Origin of the sequence: Rhodococcus sp. 14-1411-2a, from assembly GCF_002259485.1 — a bacterium.
In the GTDB taxonomy this organism is placed as follows: domain Bacteria; phylum Actinomycetota; class Actinomycetes; order Mycobacteriales; family Mycobacteriaceae; genus Rhodococcoides.
In genome coordinates, this window is the sequence record NZ_NPGA01000008.1 from 13,477 (window position 1) to 31,846 (window position 18,370).

Sequence of the window (18,370 nt, forward strand, 5' to 3'; positions counted from 1 at the left end):
CTCGCTTCGAACGAGAAGAACCCCGCACCTGCTCGCAGGTGCGGGGTTCTTTCGGCTCGGTGGAGGCTTCTAGTTCGGGACGGGCACCGAGGCGGCGGGATCGGGAACCGTCGAATACTGCGGCGGGAACATCCCTTCCGGTACCGGAATGCCCTGCGATTCGAGGAACGCTCCGAGATCGCTCACCTGCGTGACCGTTCCGGGCTCCGGCAGCAGGCGGGGTTCGGGTGCGGTCTCCGGGGCGGGGGCTTCAGGTGCCGCCGTCTGCGGTGCGTTCTTCTTCTCGCGTTCGGTGCGCGCAAGGTCGGTGATCCACGCGACCATCTTCTCGCTCTCCCACTCGTACCCGTCGTTGGGGTCGTTGTACCAGTACGACAGGTGCTGTAGGAAGCCGAGCGCCAGATAGGGCCCGAGCACGACGTCGGCGATGCCCTTGTTGTTCTCCTCGAACCCGGTGGCCTCGGCACGGAGCTTGGCTTCCACGGTCTCGGCACCGGGCCCCATCGCCCAGTTGAGATCGGCGAGGAGCTGCTCCGGTGTCAATGCGTCCACCGCCTGCTGATCTGCGACGGTGTAATCCACGTCAGCCACCCTCACCAGGACCTGCAGCAGAGTCTCGTCGGAGGTGAACCATGATTTGTCGGTGGCGATATCGACGATCGCGCGCGAAGCAATGGTCGTCACTGCGCGCGCGAAGTCGGACACGGTCTGTACCGGGTTGAGGACGGTCAGCCGCATCTGCGAGATGACCTCGAGGGCGAGCTGGAGAAGTTCGATGTCGTCCGGAGCGTCGCATGCCAGATCCCACGGTCGGCACGACCAGGTGACCTTGTCGGTCAGCGTTCCGTAATCCCGCGGCGACTGGTCCATGAAGCCACCGAGCGATTCACCCGGCTCGTCACCGAAATTCGGCACACCGGCCGGGCGGTAGGGCGAACCGACCATGATCACGCCTGCGATGTCGTCGCCGTTGACCAGGGCACTCGAGTCACGCGCGCCGATCTCGGTGGACAAACGATCGAGTACTTCGCCGCCGACGCTGTATCCGAGGAGTACGAACTTGGTTCGATCTCCACACTTGACCTTGTACTCGTCCATCAGACGATTGGTCGTTGCGACACCTTCCACGATCGACTCGTGGTAGGTCGGCACGTCGTCCAGAACGTCGAAGCCGTACGTCGAGGCGTACGGGACGTAGAGCCAGCCGACGGTACCCGGGCTGTCGGCGTTCGCCTCACCGACCGGGACCGTCACGTTCCCGACCCAGTTCGACGCGACCGTGGACGCCTGCTCGGCCAGAGGGTTGCGGTCCGACGCCGAGTCGGTGGCACCGGACACCGCCAGCACCAGCACATCGGGGCAGTCCTGCGCGTAGTTGTTGGGGTCGATGTCCGGGCCCTGCGACGACCCGAAGTCGGAGGAACCCGCGTCGGCGGAACCGGAGTCCGATGATCCCGACTCTGCCGATCCCGATTCTGCCGATCCCGATTCTGCCGATCCCGAGTCCGGAGCGGCGAGTGCGGCTGCGGGAGCGGCCAGCGCCAACGCCAGGGTCACCACCGCCGACCTGATCAACAACGGACCGAACGACGATGTCAGAGCCCGTTTACGACGCAGCATTGTTGCGGAGACCTCCCCAGCCTTCGTGACAGAACACAGTGAACAACATCGGAAACTCACCCTCGAGCGCCCGACGCCCCCCGAAGAAGGTACCTGCTCGACAGGATTTCTCCACCGCTATGAGTGATCCAGCGCACTCGAGGCCCCGAATTCGGTTGGATGTCACCAAGGACACAGGCGGTATTCGGGCCGCTGTCCTCGACGACGATCGCTGCGGGTTAAACTCGCACTCGTGGTCATCTTCTTCGAGCTACTTCTCGTTCTTGCGGCAGTAGCCATCATCGCGTTCTCGCTCTACGTCGTCTACCGACTGGTCAACGACGAGTCGTGACAGAACCGGTTGCGGGGCAACCCGGCAGAGCTGACGAGGGGCTCGACACCCCCGTCACCAGTGGCGACGAAGCAATAGCGGCTGCCGAACAGAAGTTCGCCGACGCGTCGACGCGGAACGTTCCGGTCCTGCCGGACATCCCGCACCCCGACGACACGGCCAATCTTCGCCTCGGCCCCGATCTGCACCCGTCGATGCTCGCTCTGCTGCCGCTCGTCGGCGTGTGGCGTGGCGAGGGCGAGGGCCACGACCCCGAGTCGGGTACCGACTATCCCTTCGGTCAGCAGATCGTCGTCACTCACGACGGCGGTAGCTACCTGAGCTGGGAATCGCGTTCGTGGCGACTCGACTCCGACGGCAACTTCGCACATCCCGACCTCCGCGAAACCGGATTCTGGCGGATGAGCGGAGGCCACGGGCTCAAGGGTTCCGAGGACGAAGAGCTCGTCGAACTGCTGCTGACCCACAGCACCGGAGTCGTCGAACTGTATTACGGCCACGCCCTGACCAAGTCGTCCTGGGAACTGGCCACCGATGTCGTCATCCGTAGCACTTCGGGTGCGTTGGTCGGCGGGGCAAAGCGGCTCTACGGCATCGTCGAAGGCGGGGACCTCGCATACGTCGAGGAACGCGTCGTCGCCGACGGCCCACTGGCACCGCGGTTGTCCGCGCGCCTGTCTCGCTACATCGGCTGAGACACAACCACTTCGGTACCCACAGCGAACGGCCCCCGAGCCATACCTGATGTCAGGTCCCGACCGGACAGGTCGGGGGCTCGGGGGCCGGGTAGCTGCCTGGGATTCGCTTGCCGCTCGCGCGGTCTTCGCAGTGAATCCGTCAGCGATTGCGGCTAGCTGACAGCCACCTCACGCGTCCTAGAGTTCATCAACTTCAGACCACCTCCTCTCTCGTGTACTTCACAACGTACGCCCGAGTTTCCGAGTCGGCAAAGAGTTTTTTCCCACGATTCGAGCCGAGGTCGATCACCTGGTCGGCGTCGGTGTTCTCCGGCAGTTGATGAGTGACGACCACCACGATTCGATCGGCTCCGAACAGGCCGTCGTCGGTGGTGAGCAACTCTCGCAGTAGCTGTTCACCGGAGATTCGGTCGAGATGTTCGGTCGGCTCGTCCAGCAGCACGATCGGGGCCGTACTGAGCACAGCGCGAGCCAACAGCAGTCTGCGCCGTTCTCCGCCCGAGACGGCCTGCGCACCGCCGACCAGGGTGGTGTGAACCCCGAGGGGCTGCGCGTCGAGCCATGGGCCAAGGCCCACGCGTCGCAGCGCATCCGATGCCTGTGCTTCGTCGACATCGCCGCGCACCACACGTAGGTTCTCCAGAATCGAGGTGTCGAACAGATGCGCGTCCTCGGCGAACAGCGCTGCGTCCGAACCGCATTCCTCGGCGAACTCCCGCAGCATCGTGGACTTGCCCGATCCGCTGGGCCCGATGAGTGCGCTCCGCGCATGTGCACGGAAGTTCGTAGCAGGGGTCGAGTTTCTACTCACATGCGGCGGAGCCGCATCCAGCATCGCCATGACTCGAGTGGCCGCGATTCGTCCACGCATCAGGGCGATTGCCGCCCCGGGGAGTGCCGCGGTCGCCTCGAAGGCGGCGAGCGGAACCAGCACGATGATCGCCAGAGCCATCGGAGTCATGCCACCTGCGGTACCTCCGGTCGGTCCGTACAGCCCGATGCCGACGAGAAAGGACCCGATCACCGATGCACCGATCGACAACGGAACGGCGGCATCGGCCAGCGCCGACGGTCGCGCCGCCCGGTCGCGGGCAGTGACCGAATCCTGCGCTGCGCCGCGGGCTTCGGCGAGGGTCGCGTCGAGGCGCCCTGCGACCCGCAGTTCCGCGGCGTGGTCGAGTGCTCGGACGGCGGTCTCGGCGAACCGCGCGTCGGCGTCGGCTCCGGCCTCCTCGGCGATCCTCGCCGACCGCGCCGCCAGAATCGGTGCGCCCACCCCGGCGATCAGCAACGACACCGCCAGGATCGACGCAGCAGCAGGTGCGATACCGGCGAGCAGTCCCACGGCTGCGAGCATCATCACGACGCTGACACAGATGGGGACGATCGCACGTATGACAACGTCGCCGAGCACGTCGACGTCCGCCCCGGTGCGAGCCAGTACGTCACCGCGCCGCAGAGCGAGCGCGCCGTGTCCGTTCGCCAGCTGCTCGTAGATCCTCGTGCGCGCTGCCGTCGTACCGCGTAGGGCCGCGTCGTGCGTGGTCAATCGTTCGAGGTAGCGGAACACACCTCGCGAGATGCCCAGCGCCCGAACGGCTACCACTGCGACGGTCAGGTCCATCACCGGAGGCATCTGCCAGGCTCGGGTGATCAACCATGCCGACAGTGCGGCGAGAGCCAGTGCGCTGCCGAGTGTTGCCACGCCGGCCGCCACCGCCAGTGCCACCCTGCGCGGGGAGAGCTCGAACAGTGCCAGTGCGCGTCGTAGGTCAGACATGATCGAACTCCGGTACCACCGGCGAACTGCTTCGCACCTCGACGACGCGATCGGCGGCGTGCAGCACCGCGCGCCGGTGACCGACCATCACCACGGTGACGCCTCGGTCGGCTGCATCTCGAATGGCGTGCAGCACGGTCTGTTCACTCGCCGCGTCCAGGTGCGCCGTCGGCTCGTCCAGTACCATCACCGTCGCGTCGGAGACGAAGGTTCGGGTCAGGGCCAGGCGTTGCAGTTCGCCGAGGGACAGACCCACTCCGCCCTGCCCGACGCGAGTGTTCCAGCCGTTCGGGTGCTCTCGGAGTACGGCGTCGAATCCCGAAGCGCGGCAGGCTGCGTCCAGTGCATCGGCGTCGGGCACACCGTGGAGGGTGACGTTCTCGTACAGCGTGCCGGGAAGCAGCACCGGCCGCTGCGGGAGCCAGGCGATCTGAGCCCACCACCGGTCGAGATCGAGATCGACCACGGGCACCCCGCCGACGAGTACCGCACCGCTCGTGGGCGACGTGAGCCCCAGAACGGCTTGCAGCGCAGTCGATTTACCCGAGCCGTTGGGGCCGGTCAGTACCGTGATGGTGCCCGTTCGGCACAGCGCACTCAGTCCGGCCGGAGCGTTACCGTCCCGGCTCGCGACGGTGAGTCCGACGAGTTCGATGTCCGCGGTTGTCGCGTTCACGGTCCGGCCACCGGTCGGCTGTGTCGTACGCCGGTCCAGGACCCGGAAGGCTCGCTCCGCGGCCTCGACGCCGTCCTCTGCTGCGTGGAACTGGGTCCCCACGGCGCGCAGCGGGAAGTACACCTCGGGGGCGAGGATCAACGCGATGATGCCCGCTTCGAGCGTCATCTCCCCGAAGACCAAGCGCAAGCCGATGCCGACGGCCACCAGTGCGACACACAGGGTCGCGAGCAACTCCAGCACCATCGACGAGAGGAAGGCAACCTTCAACGCGCGCATCGTGGTTCGTCGATGGGCGTCGCCCAGTGCGCGGATGCGAGCGGCCGGGCCGTGTTCGCGGCGCAGCGCGCGCAAGGTCGGCAGACCGGCCAGTAGATCGAGCAACTGCGCAGACAACCGGGTCATCGTGGTGAGCGTCGCCGCGGCTCGGCCCTTGGTCAGCAACCCGATCAGAATCATGAAGATCGGGATGAGCGGCAGGGTCACCGCGATGACCACAGCCGAGGTCACGTCCTGAGTGACGATGACGACCAGAACGAGCGGAGTGACGATGACCGCGGACACCAGCGCCGGCAGGTATCCGGTCAGGTAGGCGCGCAGACCCCCGATGGCTCGGGTGACGACGACGGTCAACTCCTCCCGTTCGCGGTCGAGCTCTCGGGGCTCGAAACGGGTTGCTGCCGTGAGTACCTCGACTTCGAGCTCGGCCACCACACGCGACGCCGACCGGTGCGCATAGCGGGACTGGGCTCCGGTGGCGAGCACACGGACGGCCATTGCGCCCGCCAGCACGGCCAGTTCCGTCGTCCAGGCGGACAACGACCGTGCCGTCGGGTCGGTGATGACGCCTGCCAGTACGCGGCCGATCGCAAGCGCGCCGACGATGATGCACAGGGTGACGACGGTCGACAGAGCGACAGTGACGACCAGGTAGCCCCGCGCCGATCGGGAGTACTTCCACAGTCGCGGATCTACGGGCCCCTTCGCCCGTCCCCGCGGCGCAGCGGGCGCGGTCACGATTTCACCGTCAGTCCGATCGAATCCGGAATCTGGGCACTCGAAATGCGCTGGCGGAAGACCCAGTACGTCCAGGCCTGATATCCGAGAACGACAGGGGCGGCGAAGGCTGCAGCCCACGTCATGACCTTCAACGTGTACGGGCTCGACGACGCGTTCGCGATGGTGAGATCGAACGCGGCATCCGTAGTGGACGGCATGACATTGGGGAACAGCGAGGCGAACAACAGCACCACGACGGCAACGATGGCAACGCTGGTGAAGACGAATGCCCAGCCTTCACGCACTTTCGCCGTCAGCGCGACGACGAGAAGCAGTGCGACAGCGGCCACCGCGACGAGTAGCCACGTCCAGGTCTTGCCGTGCGCGAGTTGGGTCCACAGGGCGAAGGTGCCGCCGACGAGAACTGCCGGAACCGACAGGCGCGCCGCAATTTTCACGGAATCCTCGTGCACGTCCCCGGAAGTCTTGAGCGCGATGAACACCGCGCCGTGCAGGGCGAACACCAACGCCATGGTGGCACCGCCGAGCAGAGCGTACGGGTTGAGCAGATCGAAGAAGCCTGCGGTGACCTTCTTGTTCTCGTCGATCGCGACGCCGCGCACGATGTTGGCGAACGCGACGCCCCACAGCACCGCCGGAACCCACGAGCCGATGCCGATGCCGATGTCGCAGCGCCGACGCCACACCGGGTCGTCGATCTTGCCGCGCCATTCGATGGCGCAGATACGCAGGATCAGCGCCACCAGGATGAGCAGCAGCGGCAGGTAGAAGCCCGAGAACAACGTGGCGTACCACTCCGGGAAGGCCGCGAACAGTGCGCCACCTGCGGTGATGAGCCACACCTCGTTGCCGTCCCAGACCGGGCCGATCGTGTTCAGAACCGCACGCCTGCGCTTCTCCCCCGTGGCGGCGTCGGGATGCCTGCCCAGGATCGGCATGAGCATGCCGACGCCGAAGTCGAAACCTTCGAGCACGAAGTAGCCGACGAAGAAGAAGGCGATGACGAAGAACCAGAATTCGGGTAGTGACATGGTTTTCCCCTAGTACGCGAACGAGAGCTGTTTGGGCTCTTCGTCTTCCGATTCCGGTGGATCGACGTGCGGATGCGCGTCGTGGTCGAGAGGCCCTTCGATGACATAGCGACGAAGAAGGAAGAACCAGACACCACCGAGGGCGGCGTACAGCAGTGTGAACGTCACCAGCGAGGCGAGAACGAGGCCGACGGGATGGTCGGACACGCCCTGGTCCACGGTCAGCCGTATCTGATCGACTCCCGAGAGGTTCGGCGCGACAACCCATGGCTGACGGCCCATTTCGGTGAAGATCCAGCCCGCACTGTTGGCGAGGAACGGCGTCGGAATCGCCAGCAGCGACAACCACGAGAACCACTTGTGGTCGGGAATCCGGCCACCCCGGGTGACCCACAGACCCGCGATGGCGAGCAGGGCCGAGCCGGCGGCCAGTCCGATCATCATTCGGAACGCCCAGTAGGTGACGAACAGGTTCGGCTTGTAGTTTCCGGGGCCGAACTGCTGCTCGTACTGCTCCTGCAGTTGGTTGACGCCCTGCACGGTGGCACCGAAGTCGTTCTCCGCCAGGAACGAGGTGAGTCCGGGAATCGCGATGAGGTGAATCACGGATTCGCAGTTGTTGTGGGTGCCCACGGTCAGGAGCGAGAAGCTGGCCCCGGTCTCGGTGTCGCACAACGATTCTGCGGAGGCCATCTTCATGGGCTGCTGCTCGAACATGAGCTTGCCCTGAATGTCTCCGGTGATGGCGAGCGCACCGCCGGCAACGATCATGACGATGAAGGACATTCGTGCTGCGGATCTGAACATCGAACGCGAGTCCGTGGCCGGGAGCGGAGCCTGCAGAGTGGTGACCCCAGCGGCCGGGTGCGGAGCCTGCGGTGCGAGTCCGTTTTCGGACAGCGGAGCGAACTCAGCCTGCTTCCTGCGAGCCTCACGCACCATCCACCAACCGGAGATGCCGGCGACGAAGGTCGCGGCGGTGAGGAATGCTCCTGCGACGGCGTGCGGAAAGGCCGCCAGCGCAGTGTTGTTGGTGAGCAGTGCCCAGATGTCCGTGAGTTCGGCGCGGCCGGTCTCTTCGTTGTAGATCGCGCCGACGGGATGCTGCATCCAGGAGTTGGCTGCGATGATGAAGAAGGCGGAGGCGTTGACACCGATGGCGACGAGCCAAATGGTCGCCAGGTGAACGAGTTTCGGGAGTCGGCTCCAGCCGAATATCCACAGGCCGAGGAACGTGGACTCGAGGAAGAACGCGACCAATCCCTCGAGCGCGAGGGGTGCACCGAACACGTCACCGACGAACCGTGAGTATTCGCTCCAGTTCATGCCGAATTGGAATTCCTGGACGATTCCGGTCGCGACGCCGAGGGCGAAGTTGATGAGGAACAGTTTGCCGAAGAACTTGGTCAGCCGATACCAGGAGTCCTTCCCTGTGATCACCCACATGGTCTGCATGGCGGCCACCATCGGCGCGAGGCCGATCGTGAGAGGTACGAGAATGAAGTGGTAAACGGTGGTGATACCGAACTGCCACCGCGAGACATCCAACGCGTCCATCGATACTCCGAACTCTCACACCCGAGCTGTGACGGGCAACACCGCAGGTCAGGGCGTTGGCCCGCGACAAACTCGAATGTACTACTACGGTTAGTAGTAGGGAAGAGTCTTTCGGCAGGGTCGTTGGACTCCTATCGAGTTTCGACCGCCTCCACGGCCGTGTCGACCATCGTCGAAACGTCACCGGCAAGCCTCCGAGTGCCCAGGGGAACGCCGTTCATCGCCGTGACCCGAGCCGCGAGGGTGACGCTCGAGACAAGCCAAACGCCATCTGCGGCAATGAGATCCGCGGGATACAGGTGCCCGTGTTCGCATGTCCAACCAGCGGACTCGGCCACGGCGAACAACCCGGCGACCGTGGTTCCGGCCAGGATGCCTTGTTCGACGGACGGTGTGACGAGAGTCTTACCGCGCGCGAGCACCACCGTCGAGCGTGGACCTTCGAGCACCCGCCCCTCGCTGCTGAGGTAGATCACGTCGTCGACACCCTGCGTTGCGGCATGTCGCAGCGCGGCCATGTTGGTCGCATACGACAACGTCTTGGCCCCCGCGAGCTGCCACGGCGCTCCCGACGAGAAGTCCACCGAGTAGCCGCGATCGAGCGTGATCACCGACACCCCGTCGGTGCGCGCTGCCCGCACTCGCTCGGGCAGCGGCCCCACCGTCACGTATGCGGTGGGGCAACCACCGCCCTCCCGTCCGCGGCTGAGGACCACGCGAAGAACCGCCTCGTCCTCCGACTCCTGCGCCCACAGACCCACGGACTGTTCCACGACCGCGCGCCACCGGTCGAGATCGGGGACGGGTAGGTCCAGCGCCTTCGCCGACGCCACCAGCCGGGCCAGATGCAACTCGACCGCACAGGCCGCGCCCCCGCGCACGAGCAGCGTCTCGAAGACCCCGTCGCCGCGCACCGCGGCCAGGTCGTCGGCGAACAACAACGGCCGATTCGCGTCGTGCACTCGGCCGTCCAACGTCACCACTACCGACTCCGACATGCCCGCCACCTTAGAGGGGAGCGGACGCGTTCGATCAATCCGCTCGGTCGGCCGTTGCCAGCGCGTCGGCGTACTCGTCGAGGTCGAGATCCTCGGCGACGACGACCTTGGTGCCGTTGTAGACCTCGCGGTCGATCTCGTCGTCGGCGTTGGCGACGAGCATCGCGACGAACGTGTCTCCGTTCACGTTGAGGAAGGTACGGAAGATCCCGGCGAACCAGTCCACGGCGATCAGCAGGCCGACGGCCTCGAAGGGAAGGTCGAGCGAGGTCGCGAGGAACATAGCGACGACGGGGAATCCGCCGGGCACGGTGATGGTGCCCATGTTCAGCAGAACCGCCAGGCCCATGCCCAGCACGATCTGCCCGAGACTCAGGTCGATGTTGCCTGCCTGCGCGAGGAACATCACCACGATCATGTAGTTGAGCACGGCACCGTAGGACCCCATCGTCAACCCGATCGACAGCGTGAAGTTGGCGACCTTCTGACTGACGCCGACCTTCTCGACGGTGTTGCGCAGCACCGTCGGGAACGTGACGGCCGAGCTCGTCGTCGTCACCGCGACGGCCGTCTGTTCGGTGAGCTTGCTGGGCAGCTTCCACGGGTTCAATCGGGTCCGCATCGTCACGACCACGACGAAGAGTGCGAACAGAATCAGCACCCCGAGCAGCGTCGTACCGAGGTAGCTCAGCGCGGTGGACACCACGGAGAATCCGACGTCTCCGGCGAGCGCGGCGAGCAGGCAGAACACACCGACCGGGGCGATGACCATGACGAGCCGGATCATCGTCAGGACGATCTGCTGAATCTGGTCCATGAACGAGAGCACCTGGGTGTTGCCGGTCTTGGTGATGTGACTGCGCAGCGCGATACCGAAGAGCAGCGAGAAGACGATGATCGGCACCATCGTCGCCGTCGACATGGCGTCGAACACGTTGGTGCTGACGAAGTTCAGCAGCGTGTCCTGCCAGCCGAGCGCCTCGCTCGCCGACTCCTCGAGCGCCGGATCGAGCTGCTGGGTGAACACCATGCCCGCGCCCGGCCGAATGATGGTGCTCAGCACCCAGGCCAGCACAGCGGCGACGACCGAGAACCCGATCATCCACTTGAAGGTGCGAAACGCGATCTTGCCGGTTCCCGCCCCCGCCATCGACCCGGTGGCCACGATGACCGAAGCCATCACCAGCGGGACGATCGACATCTGGATCAGTCGGATGAACAGATCACCGATGAACTTCAGGTTCGCGGCCCACTCGCCGACCACCAACCCGAACACGATGCCGCCGATCGCGGCGAGGCCGATCTGCGCGGCCGGATGCGCCAGTTTCTTCATGGGTCGACACGCTAGGTCCGTGTCGTCGCGGTGCCGTGTCGTCGCCGTTTCGAGGGTGTAAAGGGACCGGTCACCGAGTTGCTGCGCCGACGGGCTCCTACTATGGGGGATGTGTCCGACACAGTCACGATCAGCCCGAGTCCACTCCTGACACTCCCCGGCGCAGTGCCCTCCCCCGACGACAGCGTCGATGCCGGGGTGGCCTGGCACTACGGCAATCCGTTCGGCGAGCAACGCGACGCGGTCAGCGGCGCTGCCGTCATCGACCGTTCCCATCGTTTCGTTCTGGCCATCGGCGGAGACGAACGTCTGAGTTGGTTGAACACGATCTCGAGCCAACTCGTCTCCAACCTGCCCGACGGCAGCTCGGCCGAGAATCTGAGCCTGGATGTCAACGGCCGCATCGAGCATCACTTCGTCCAGACCGACCTGGCCGGCGTCACGTACATCGACACCGAGCGCTCGGCCGGACCGGATCTGCTGTCGTTCCTGAAGAAGATGGTGTTCTGGGCCAAGGCCGAACCCCGTGAGGCCGACGAACTCGCCGTTCTCACCGTCCTCGGATCCGACGCGGCATCGGTGCTCGAGAAGGCCGGCCTGCCGGCTCCGAGCGAGGTCTACGGTGCGTCGCCGATCGACGGCGGCGGTTTCGTGCGGCGGATGCCCTGGCCCGGCGCGAATTCGTACGACGTGGTGATCCCCCGCGCGAGTCTGAGCGAGTGGTTCCTCCGACTGCGCGACGCCGGGGCCGCCCCGGCCGGAACCTGGGCGTTCGACGCGTTGCGGGTGGAATCGTTGCGTCCGCGGGTGGGCGTGGACACCGACGAGAAGACCATTCCGCACGAGGTTCGCTGGATCGGCAGCGCAGCCGAGTTCGGCGCGGTGCATCTGGAGAAGGGCTGCTACCGCGGGCAGGAGACGGTCTCGCGCGTGCACAATCTCGGTCGCCCGCCCCGGCACCTGGTGCTGCTGCATCTCGACGGCTCTGCGGACGGTCGGCCCGGCACGGGCGATCCGGTGACCGCAGGCGGACGCTCGGTGGGCCGTCTGGGCACCGTCATCGACCACTTCGAGCTGGGGCCGATCGCATTGGCCCTTCTCAAACGAACGATTCCGGTCGACACTGCCCTCGAGGCGGGGCCGTGTGCCGCGTCGATCGATCCGGACTCGATCCCGTCGTACGACGACGTCCAGGCCGGCCGCGCTGCGGTCGACCGCCTACGCGGCCGGTGACCGGGAGGGTCCTGGCGGTCTGCGTCGTGCACGCCGATGTTCCGTTCGGACGCCGAGCGGTGGTCGACAGTGGTATCGACAAGCGGCCCGTCGACGGGCAGGTGGACGTGCACGAGCTCGGCATCGGCGGTGATCACTGTCGGGACACGAAATTCCACGGCGGACTCGATCAGGCCGTGTACGCCTACGACGAGGTCGAGGCGCAGCACTGGGCCGACGAGCTGGGGGTGCCGGTTCCACCGGGTCGTCTCGGGGAGAACCTCCGCACCGAGGGTGTACCGGTGACCGACGCGGTGATCGGGTCGCGGTGGCGCATCGGCACGGTCGCCTTGGAGGTGACGATCGCCCGCAAGCCCTGCGCGACGTTCGCACGGTGGATGGACCAGCCGAGATGGATCCGTCGCTTCGCGGACCGAGGTGATGTGGGTGCGTACTTCCGAGTTCTCGAACCCGGGGTCTTCGGCGGCGGTGACACGGTGACGGTGGAGTCGGTACCCCAACACGGGGTGACGGTTCGCGACCTGTTCCGAGGAACCGACGCAACCGCGATGTCCACTTTGCTCGATCAGCCCGATTTGGCACCGAAGGTCTACCGCGATGCGGCTGCGGCACTGAAATCGTTGCGCAACTGACCCCTGAGTGCGTCGCTCCCCATGACGCGCAGCACGTAGTTCTCGTGTCGCGAAACGGAGATAGTTTGCCTGTGCACGGATTTCTGCAGGTACAGGCTGCGTCGACCCATTTTCCGGGCGTGTCGCGCCCGTTCGCCCGGCACCGACACGTGGTGCCGTCTGCGCATCGCGGCGATTCGCGCGCTAGAGTGTGTCCCAGGAAGAAATACCAACTCTAACGGGGCCGCCAAATTTCCCCAGGCCGCCCCGAAAGTCCGCGAGGGGGCACCGCCATGGGCCGAGGCAGGGCTAAGGCAAAGCAGACAAAGGTCGCTCGTGAGCTCAAGTACAGCTCGCCTATTACGGACTTGGAGAGACTGCAGCAAGAGCTCTCCGGTGGTTCGTCGAACTCGCATCGTGGCGGCGTCGACTCGGACGCGCCTTCCCGAGTCGAAGAAGACGAGTACGAGGACTGGCGACGCTAGTACTGAGCACGACAACGACTGAGGGGGAGCCGCGATGCGGCTCCCCCTCACTTGTTTGCCCGTCCTCGGGCGATCAGAACCTCGGGTGGTTACCCAGCAGCAGCGCACGCTCGTCGGCGACGTCCTTACCGGTCGCCTTCTTCACCGTACCCAGCGTCCAGCAGTCGATGTGGCGTGCGGTCAGCACGGCGAGTGCGCGGTCGACGTCCTCGGGTGCCACGATGGCGACCATGCCGACTCCCATGTTGAACGTCTGCTCCATCTCGGCCCGCTCGACGCGTCCGCGCTGAGCGATCAGCGAGAAGATCGGGGCAGGGCTCCACGTGGTGCGGTCGAGTTCGGCGACCAGGCCCTCGGGCATCACCCGTGAGAGGTTGTTCGCCAATCCGCCGCCGGTGACGTGGCAGAACGTGCGCACGTCGGTTTCGGCCGCGAGCGCGAGGCAGTCCTTGGCGTAGATCTTGGTCGGTTCGAGCAGCTCCTCGCCGAGGGTGCGGCCGAACTCCTCGACGTGTCCGCCGAGATCCATGTGGTTGATCTCCAGCAGCACCTTGCGCGCGAGGGAGTAGCCGTTGGAGTGCAGACCCGACGATCCCATGCCGATGACGACGTCACCGGGACGCACCCGCTCGGGTCCGAGGATCGAATCAGCCTCTACGACGCCGATGCCGGTGGCCGAGAGGTCGTAATCGCCGTCGGCCATCAGTCCCGGATGCTCGGCCGTCTCGCCGCCGAGCAGTGCGCAGCCGGCGATGATGCAGCCTTCTGCGATGCCCTTGACCAGTTCCGCGACCTGCTCGGGAACCACTCGGCCCACGGCGATGTAATCCTGCAGGAACAGTGGCTCGGCACCACAGACGACGAGGTCGTCGACGACCATTGCGACCAGGTCGAGGCCCAGGGTGTCGTGCTTGCCGAGCGCCTGCGCCACGGCCACCTTGGTGCCGACGCCGTCGGTCGAGGCGGCCAGGACGGGCTCGCGGTAGTCGCCCTTGAGCGCGAAGAGGCCGGCGAAACCGCCGAGACCGCCCATGACCTCGGGCCTGCTGGCCTTCTTGGCGAGCGGCGCGAACAGTTGCACTGCTCGATCTCCTGCGGCGATGTCGACCCCGGCCGCCGCGTAGGAGGCACCGCCCGAGTGAGTTGCGCTCGTGGGTTGGGATTCCTCGGTCATTCGGCTCCAGCCTGTGTACTCGATCATGTGAGCGCCCGTGACGGCACAGATAGCGCCCTAACGGTACCGGAGTGCCCGGTGGCGAGAAGAATTCACGTGTGCAGGCGCTTGCCCGGGATCGCCGCCAACAGCTTCTTGGTGTAGTCGGCCTCCGGCGATCGCAGGATCTTCCACGGTGTTCCCTCTTCCACGATTGCCCCGTTGCGCAGCACCACCACGCGATGCGCGACGCGGTCGACCACCGCGAGGTCGTGACTGATGAACAGGCAGGCGAAGCCGAATTCCTGCTGCAGTGCCTCGAACAGATCGAGCACGGCTGCCTGCACCGACACGTCCAGAGCGCTGGTCGGCTCGTCCGCGACCACCAGATCAGGTCCCAGCACCAGTGCCCGCGCCAGGCTGACGCGTTGCCGCTGCCCACCGGAGAGCTCGTGGGGGTAGCGCTTGTCGGTGCCCGACGGCAGTTGCACGGCGTCGAGCAACTCGGTCGTCCTCGCCGCGATCGCGTCCTTTGAGCCGTACTTGTGCACGATCATCGGTTCGGCGATGCATTGCCCGACGGTCAGTCGGGGGTTCAGTGATGCGGACGGGTCCTGGAAGACGAAGCCGAATCGCTTACGTAACGGCTTCAGCTTGCGTTCGCTCACGCCTGCGATGTTCTGCCCCATCACCGTCACGCTGCCGCTGGTCGGCTTCTGCAGTGCTGCAACACATCTGCCGATCGTGGACTTGCCCGAGCCGGATTCGCCCACCAGCCCCAGGGTTTCGCCGCGGTGGATGGTGAGCGAGACGTCGTCGACCGCCCGGAACGCAGGTGAGCCGACGCCGCCGGAGAACTGCACCACCAAACGCGAGACGTCGAGTACCGGTTCTCCCGAGGTGTCTACCGTCTTGTCGGACTCCACGGCGGCGAGGGTCGGCACCGCGGCCAGCAGCTTCTTGGTGTAGTCGTCGGCGGGTGCGTCGAAGAGTTGCGCCACCGGAGCTTCCTCGACGACGCGGCCGTTCTGCATGACGACGACGCGGTCGGCCAGGTCGGACACGACGCCCATGCTGTGGGTGATGAGCACGATGGCGCAGCCGAGCCGATCCTTGAGATCACGGAGCAGGTCCAGGATTTCGGCCTGCACCGTGACGTCGAGAGCGGTGGTCGGCTCGTCGGCGATGATGACCTTCGCCTCGCACGAGATGGCGATCGCGATCATGACGCGTTGCTTCTGCCCACCCGAGAGCTCGTGCGGGTAGTACGAGAAGCGCTGCTCGGGATTGGGCAGACCCACCATCGTCAACAGCTCGACGGCCCGAATCTTGGCATCCTTCGCCGACATTCGCTTACCGTCGTCACTTCGGGTCGTTCCGCCGGCTCCACTCCTGGCGCGTGTGTGCGCCCGCAGCGCCTCCACTATTTGATAGCCGATGGTGAACAGCGGATCGAGGGCGCTGCCCGGTTCCTGGAACACCATCGAAATCTTGTTGCCGCGCAACTGCGCCCACGCCTTGTTGCTCAGCGTCGTCACGTCCTGGCCACCGAGTACCACGTGTCCTTCGACGCGTGCGGTGTCGGGGAGCAGGCCGATGGCGGATCGGACGCTGACGGACTTGCCCGATCCGGACTCCCCCACCACGGCCAGTACTTCGCCGGGGAACACCTCGAACGAGACCTCGGTGACGGCATCGACTTCGCCGGCGTCGGTGAGGAACGTGACGGACAACGACTTCACCGACAATGCGGACTCGCGTGGAGTTGCAACACTCGATGTCATACCTTCACCGCCTTCTTGAACTTCTTGCGGGTACGCAGCAGCGGATTGAGTGTCTCGCTTGCGCTTTCGCCCACCATGGTCAGGCCGAGCACCACCAACACGATGCCCAGGCCAGGGAACACCGACGTCCACCAGATGCCGTTGGAGATATCGGGCAGCGCCTTGTTGATGTCGTATCCCCACTCCGAGGCGGAGGTGGGCTCGATGCCGAATCCGAGGAAACCGAGTCCGGCGAGGGTCAGGATGGCCTCGGCACCGTTGAGGGTGATGATGACCGGCAGTGTCTGCACCACATTGGCGAGGATGTGGCGGAACAGGATTCGCGGAGTGCCGGCACCGGTGACCCGGGCGGCGTCGACGTACGGTTCGGTCTTGACCGCCACCGTGGCGTTGCGCACGACGCGGAAGTACTGCGGGACGAAGATGGCCGTGATGGCGATGGCTGCGGATGCGATGCCACCGAAGCTCGACGACTGGCCGCCTGCGACGACGATCGAGATGACCACCGCGAGAAGCAGCGAGGGGAACGCGTACATCGCGTCCATGAACAGCACGAGCACGCGGTCGAACCAACGGCCGATGTAGCCCGAGGCGAGGCCGAGCGGAACACCGATGATGAGCGAGAGAATCAACGACGACGCGATCACCATCAATGCCGTTCGGGCACCGTAGATCACGCGCGAGAACACGTCCTCACCGCGAACCGAGGTGCCGAACCAGTGCTGCGCGGACGGGGCTGCCTGTCGGGCGAAATCCTGCCCGGCGTCGCTGGTCTGCGAGAACCCGTACGGCGCGAGAAGCGGGGCGAACACTGCGGCGATCACGAACGCCACCATCAGCGCCAACCCGACGATCAAGGTGACGCGTTGCAACCCCGACGTGGACTTGACGAATGCGACGCCGGGAAATCCTCGACGGTGCGGACGGGTGGGAGGGACGTCGGACAGCACGACTTCGGTGCTCATCAGAACCTCACTCTCGGGTCGATGAGTGCGACGATCGCGTCGGTGACGAAGCTGACGACGGCGACCACGACGGCCAGGAACGTCACGATGCCCTGCACCGCAACGAAATCGCGTTGCTGGAGGTACCGGGCGAGTTCGTAGCCCAGGCCCTGCCACTCGAAGGTCGTCTCGGTCAGTACCGCACCGCCCAGGAGTACGGCGATCTGCAGGCCGATGACGGTGACGATGGGAATCATAGCGTTGCGGAACGCATGTCGTCGCGTCACCGTGCCCTCGCTCAATCCGCGAGCGCGCGCAGCGTCGACGAACGGTGCCTGCAACGTCTGAATCAGGTTGACGCGCACCAGCCTCAGGAACACTCCGGCCGTCAACAGACCCAGGGCGAGTGCGGGCAGCACGGCATGCTCGAGCACGTCCACGATGTAGCTCGGCTCGCCGTACAGGAACGAGTCGACGATCAGAATGTTGGTCTTGGGCGAGACGTTCTGCAGTGCCAGTTCCACATTGGTGCTGGCACGACCGGCGACGGGCAGCCAGCCGAGCTTGACTGCGAACAGCAGCTTGAGCAACATGCCGACGAAGAACACCGGAGCCGCGTACGCCAGGATCGCGAAGATCCGCAGTGAGGCGTCGCCGAATCGGTCCCGATGGGTGGCGGCGAAGAATCCGAGCGGGATGCCGACCGCGAAGGCGACCAACAGTGCCCAGAACGCCAATTCCAGTGTGGCAGCACCGTTGACGAGCAGGACGTCACTGATCGCGCGGTTGTCGGTGGCGGAGCGGCCGAAATCGCCGCGCAACAGTCCGGTCAGGTACTCCCAGTACTGCGTCAGAATGGGTCGGTCGTAGCCGGCCTCGGCCTTGCGCTGGGCGATCTGTTCGGCAGGTAGGCGACCACCGAGGGCCGCGGTGATCGGATCACCGATCACCCGCATCAGAAAGAACACGACGGTGACGAGAATCCAGGCAGTCGGAATGATCAGCAGAAATCTGACCCCGAGATAACGGGCGAGCGCGCCGTACCGTGACGGCGCGCTCACCTGCTGTGCTTGCTTCTCGCCCTCTACCGTCGTGCTGTCGGTAGTGGGCACGCCG

The 18,370-nt window shown here is 65.5% G+C and carries 15 protein-coding genes; 4 read left to right on the top strand and 11 right to left on the bottom strand.

Going from position 1 to position 18,370, the window contains the following annotated elements; all coding sequences use genetic code 11:
* Positions 1-69 precede the first annotated feature (69 nt).
* The gene (locus tag CH291_RS04000) at positions 70-1,620 is read right to left on the bottom strand and encodes a cutinase family protein (protein WP_094686785.1); all 1,551 of its coding nucleotides are present in this window, start codon (positions 1,618-1,620) and stop codon (positions 70-72) included.
* A 405-nt stretch (positions 1,621-2,025) separates the two neighbouring features.
* Between CH291_RS04000 and CH291_RS04005 the strand changes: the two genes are divergently transcribed.
* On the top strand, positions 2,026-2,646 hold the full coding sequence (locus tag CH291_RS04005; protein WP_068049905.1) for an FABP family protein: 621 nt from the start codon (positions 2,026-2,028) through the stop codon (positions 2,644-2,646).
* A 196-nt stretch (positions 2,647-2,842) separates the two neighbouring features.
* Here the strand turns inward: CH291_RS04005 and CH291_RS04010 are convergent, their stop codons facing one another.
* The 6 genes from CH291_RS04010 to CH291_RS04035 all read right to left on the bottom strand — a co-directional run bounded on the left by CH291_RS04010 (position 2,843) and on the right by CH291_RS04035 (position 11,044).
* Positions 2,843-4,429, bottom strand: a complete 1,587-nt coding sequence (locus CH291_RS04010) for an amino acid ABC transporter ATP-binding/permease protein (RefSeq protein ID WP_082898824.1) — start codon at positions 4,427-4,429, stop codon at positions 2,843-2,845.
* On the bottom strand, positions 4,422-6,122 hold the full coding sequence (cydD, locus tag CH291_RS04015) for a thiol reductant ABC exporter subunit CydD (RefSeq protein ID WP_068049886.1): 1,701 nt from the start codon (positions 6,120-6,122) through the stop codon (positions 4,422-4,424). The genes CH291_RS04010 and cydD overlap by 8 nt, the downstream gene beginning before the upstream one ends.
* Complete coding sequence (gene cydB, locus CH291_RS04020; RefSeq protein ID WP_068049888.1) at positions 6,119-7,156, bottom strand: cytochrome d ubiquinol oxidase subunit II; 1,038 nt, start codon at positions 7,154-7,156, stop codon at positions 6,119-6,121. Before cydB ends, cydD begins: the two co-directional genes overlap by 4 nt.
* A 9-nt stretch (positions 7,157-7,165) precedes the next feature.
* Positions 7,166-8,713 (bottom strand): cytochrome ubiquinol oxidase subunit I, encoded by a 1,548-nt coding sequence (locus CH291_RS04025; protein WP_094686786.1) that lies wholly within the window; start codon positions 8,711-8,713, stop codon positions 7,166-7,168.
* A 131-nt stretch (positions 8,714-8,844) separates the two neighbouring features.
* On the bottom strand, positions 8,845-9,711 hold the full coding sequence (locus tag CH291_RS04030; protein ID WP_094686787.1) for an aminodeoxychorismate lyase: 867 nt from the start codon (positions 9,709-9,711) through the stop codon (positions 8,845-8,847).
* A 34-nt stretch (positions 9,712-9,745) separates the two neighbouring features.
* Positions 9,746-11,044, bottom strand: coding sequence for a dicarboxylate/amino acid:cation symporter (locus CH291_RS04035; RefSeq protein ID WP_068049893.1), 1,299 nt, complete (start codon positions 11,042-11,044; stop codon positions 9,746-9,748).
* A gap of 102 nt (positions 11,045-11,146) precedes the next feature.
* Here CH291_RS04035 and ygfZ point away from each other — a divergent pair, with 102 nt between their 5' ends.
* The 3 genes from ygfZ (at position 11,147) to CH291_RS04050 (ending at position 13,373) form a co-directional block, all read left to right on the top strand.
* Positions 11,147-12,277 carry a CAF17-like 4Fe-4S cluster assembly/insertion protein YgfZ gene (gene ygfZ, locus CH291_RS04040; protein ID WP_068049896.1) on the top strand — a complete coding sequence of 377 codons (1,131 nt, stop codon included), beginning with the start codon at positions 11,147-11,149 and terminating at the stop codon, positions 12,275-12,277.
* Positions 12,274-12,909, top strand: a complete 636-nt coding sequence (locus CH291_RS04045; protein ID WP_068049899.1) for an MOSC domain-containing protein — start codon at positions 12,274-12,276, stop codon at positions 12,907-12,909. The genes ygfZ and CH291_RS04045 overlap by 4 nt, the downstream gene beginning before the upstream one ends.
* Before the next feature lie 272 nt (positions 12,910-13,181).
* Positions 13,182-13,373 carry a DUF3073 domain-containing protein gene (locus tag CH291_RS04050; protein ID WP_082898823.1) on the top strand — a complete coding sequence of 64 codons (192 nt, stop codon included), beginning with the start codon at positions 13,182-13,184 and terminating at the stop codon, positions 13,371-13,373.
* Between the two features lie 73 nt (positions 13,374-13,446).
* Here the strand turns inward: CH291_RS04050 and purM are convergent, their stop codons facing one another.
* From purM to CH291_RS04070, 4 genes are all read right to left on the bottom strand, one after another.
* Positions 13,447-14,547 carry a phosphoribosylformylglycinamidine cyclo-ligase gene (gene purM / locus CH291_RS04055; RefSeq protein ID WP_032376541.1) on the bottom strand — a complete coding sequence of 367 codons (1,101 nt, stop codon included), beginning with the start codon at positions 14,545-14,547 and terminating at the stop codon, positions 13,447-13,449.
* A gap of 92 nt (positions 14,548-14,639) precedes the next feature.
* Complete coding sequence (locus CH291_RS04060; protein WP_094639296.1) at positions 14,640-16,310, bottom strand: ABC transporter ATP-binding protein; 1,671 nt, start codon at positions 16,308-16,310, stop codon at positions 14,640-14,642.
* Positions 16,307-17,275, bottom strand: a complete 969-nt coding sequence (locus CH291_RS04065) for an ABC transporter permease (protein WP_094639295.1) — start codon at positions 17,273-17,275, stop codon at positions 16,307-16,309. Before CH291_RS04065 ends, CH291_RS04060 begins: the two co-directional genes overlap by 4 nt.
* Positions 17,275-18,315, bottom strand: coding sequence for an ABC transporter permease (locus CH291_RS04070; RefSeq protein ID WP_176460326.1), 1,041 nt, complete (start codon positions 18,313-18,315; stop codon positions 17,275-17,277). Before CH291_RS04070 ends, CH291_RS04065 begins: the two co-directional genes overlap by 1 nt.
* Positions 18,316-18,370 lie beyond the last annotated feature (55 nt).

Excerpts from the sequence above, each read along its gene's own strand:
- purM (WP_032376541.1), bottom strand. The coding sequence starts at position 14,547 with ATGACCGAGGAATCCCAACCCACGAGCGCAACTCACTCGGGCGGTGCC.
- CH291_RS04030 (WP_094686787.1), bottom strand. The coding sequence starts at position 9,711 with ATGTCGGAGTCGGTAGTGGTGACGTTGGACGGCCGAGTGCACGACGCG.
- CH291_RS04000 (WP_094686785.1), bottom strand. The coding sequence starts at position 1,620 with ATGCTGCGTCGTAAACGGGCTCTGACATCGTCGTTCGGTCCGTTGTTG.
- CH291_RS04025 (WP_094686786.1), bottom strand. The coding sequence starts at position 8,713 with ATGGACGCGTTGGATGTCTCGCGGTGGCAGTTCGGTATCACCACCGTT.
- ygfZ (WP_068049896.1), top strand. The coding sequence starts at position 11,147 with ATGGGGGATGTGTCCGACACAGTCACGATCAGCCCGAGTCCACTCCTG.
- CH291_RS04035 (WP_068049893.1), bottom strand. The coding sequence starts at position 11,044 with ATGAAGAAACTGGCGCATCCGGCCGCGCAGATCGGCCTCGCCGCGATC.
- CH291_RS04060 (WP_094639296.1), bottom strand. The coding sequence starts at position 16,310 with ATGACATCGAGTGTTGCAACTCCACGCGAGTCCGCATTGTCGGTGAAG.
- CH291_RS04065 (WP_094639295.1), bottom strand. The coding sequence starts at position 17,275 with ATGAGCACCGAAGTCGTGCTGTCCGACGTCCCTCCCACCCGTCCGCAC.
- CH291_RS04010 (WP_082898824.1), bottom strand. The coding sequence starts at position 4,429 with ATGTCTGACCTACGACGCGCACTGGCACTGTTCGAGCTCTCCCCGCGC.
- cydB (WP_068049888.1), bottom strand. The coding sequence starts at position 7,156 with ATGTCACTACCCGAATTCTGGTTCTTCGTCATCGCCTTCTTCTTCGTC.
- CH291_RS04050 (WP_082898823.1), top strand. The coding sequence starts at position 13,182 with ATGGGCCGAGGCAGGGCTAAGGCAAAGCAGACAAAGGTCGCTCGTGAG.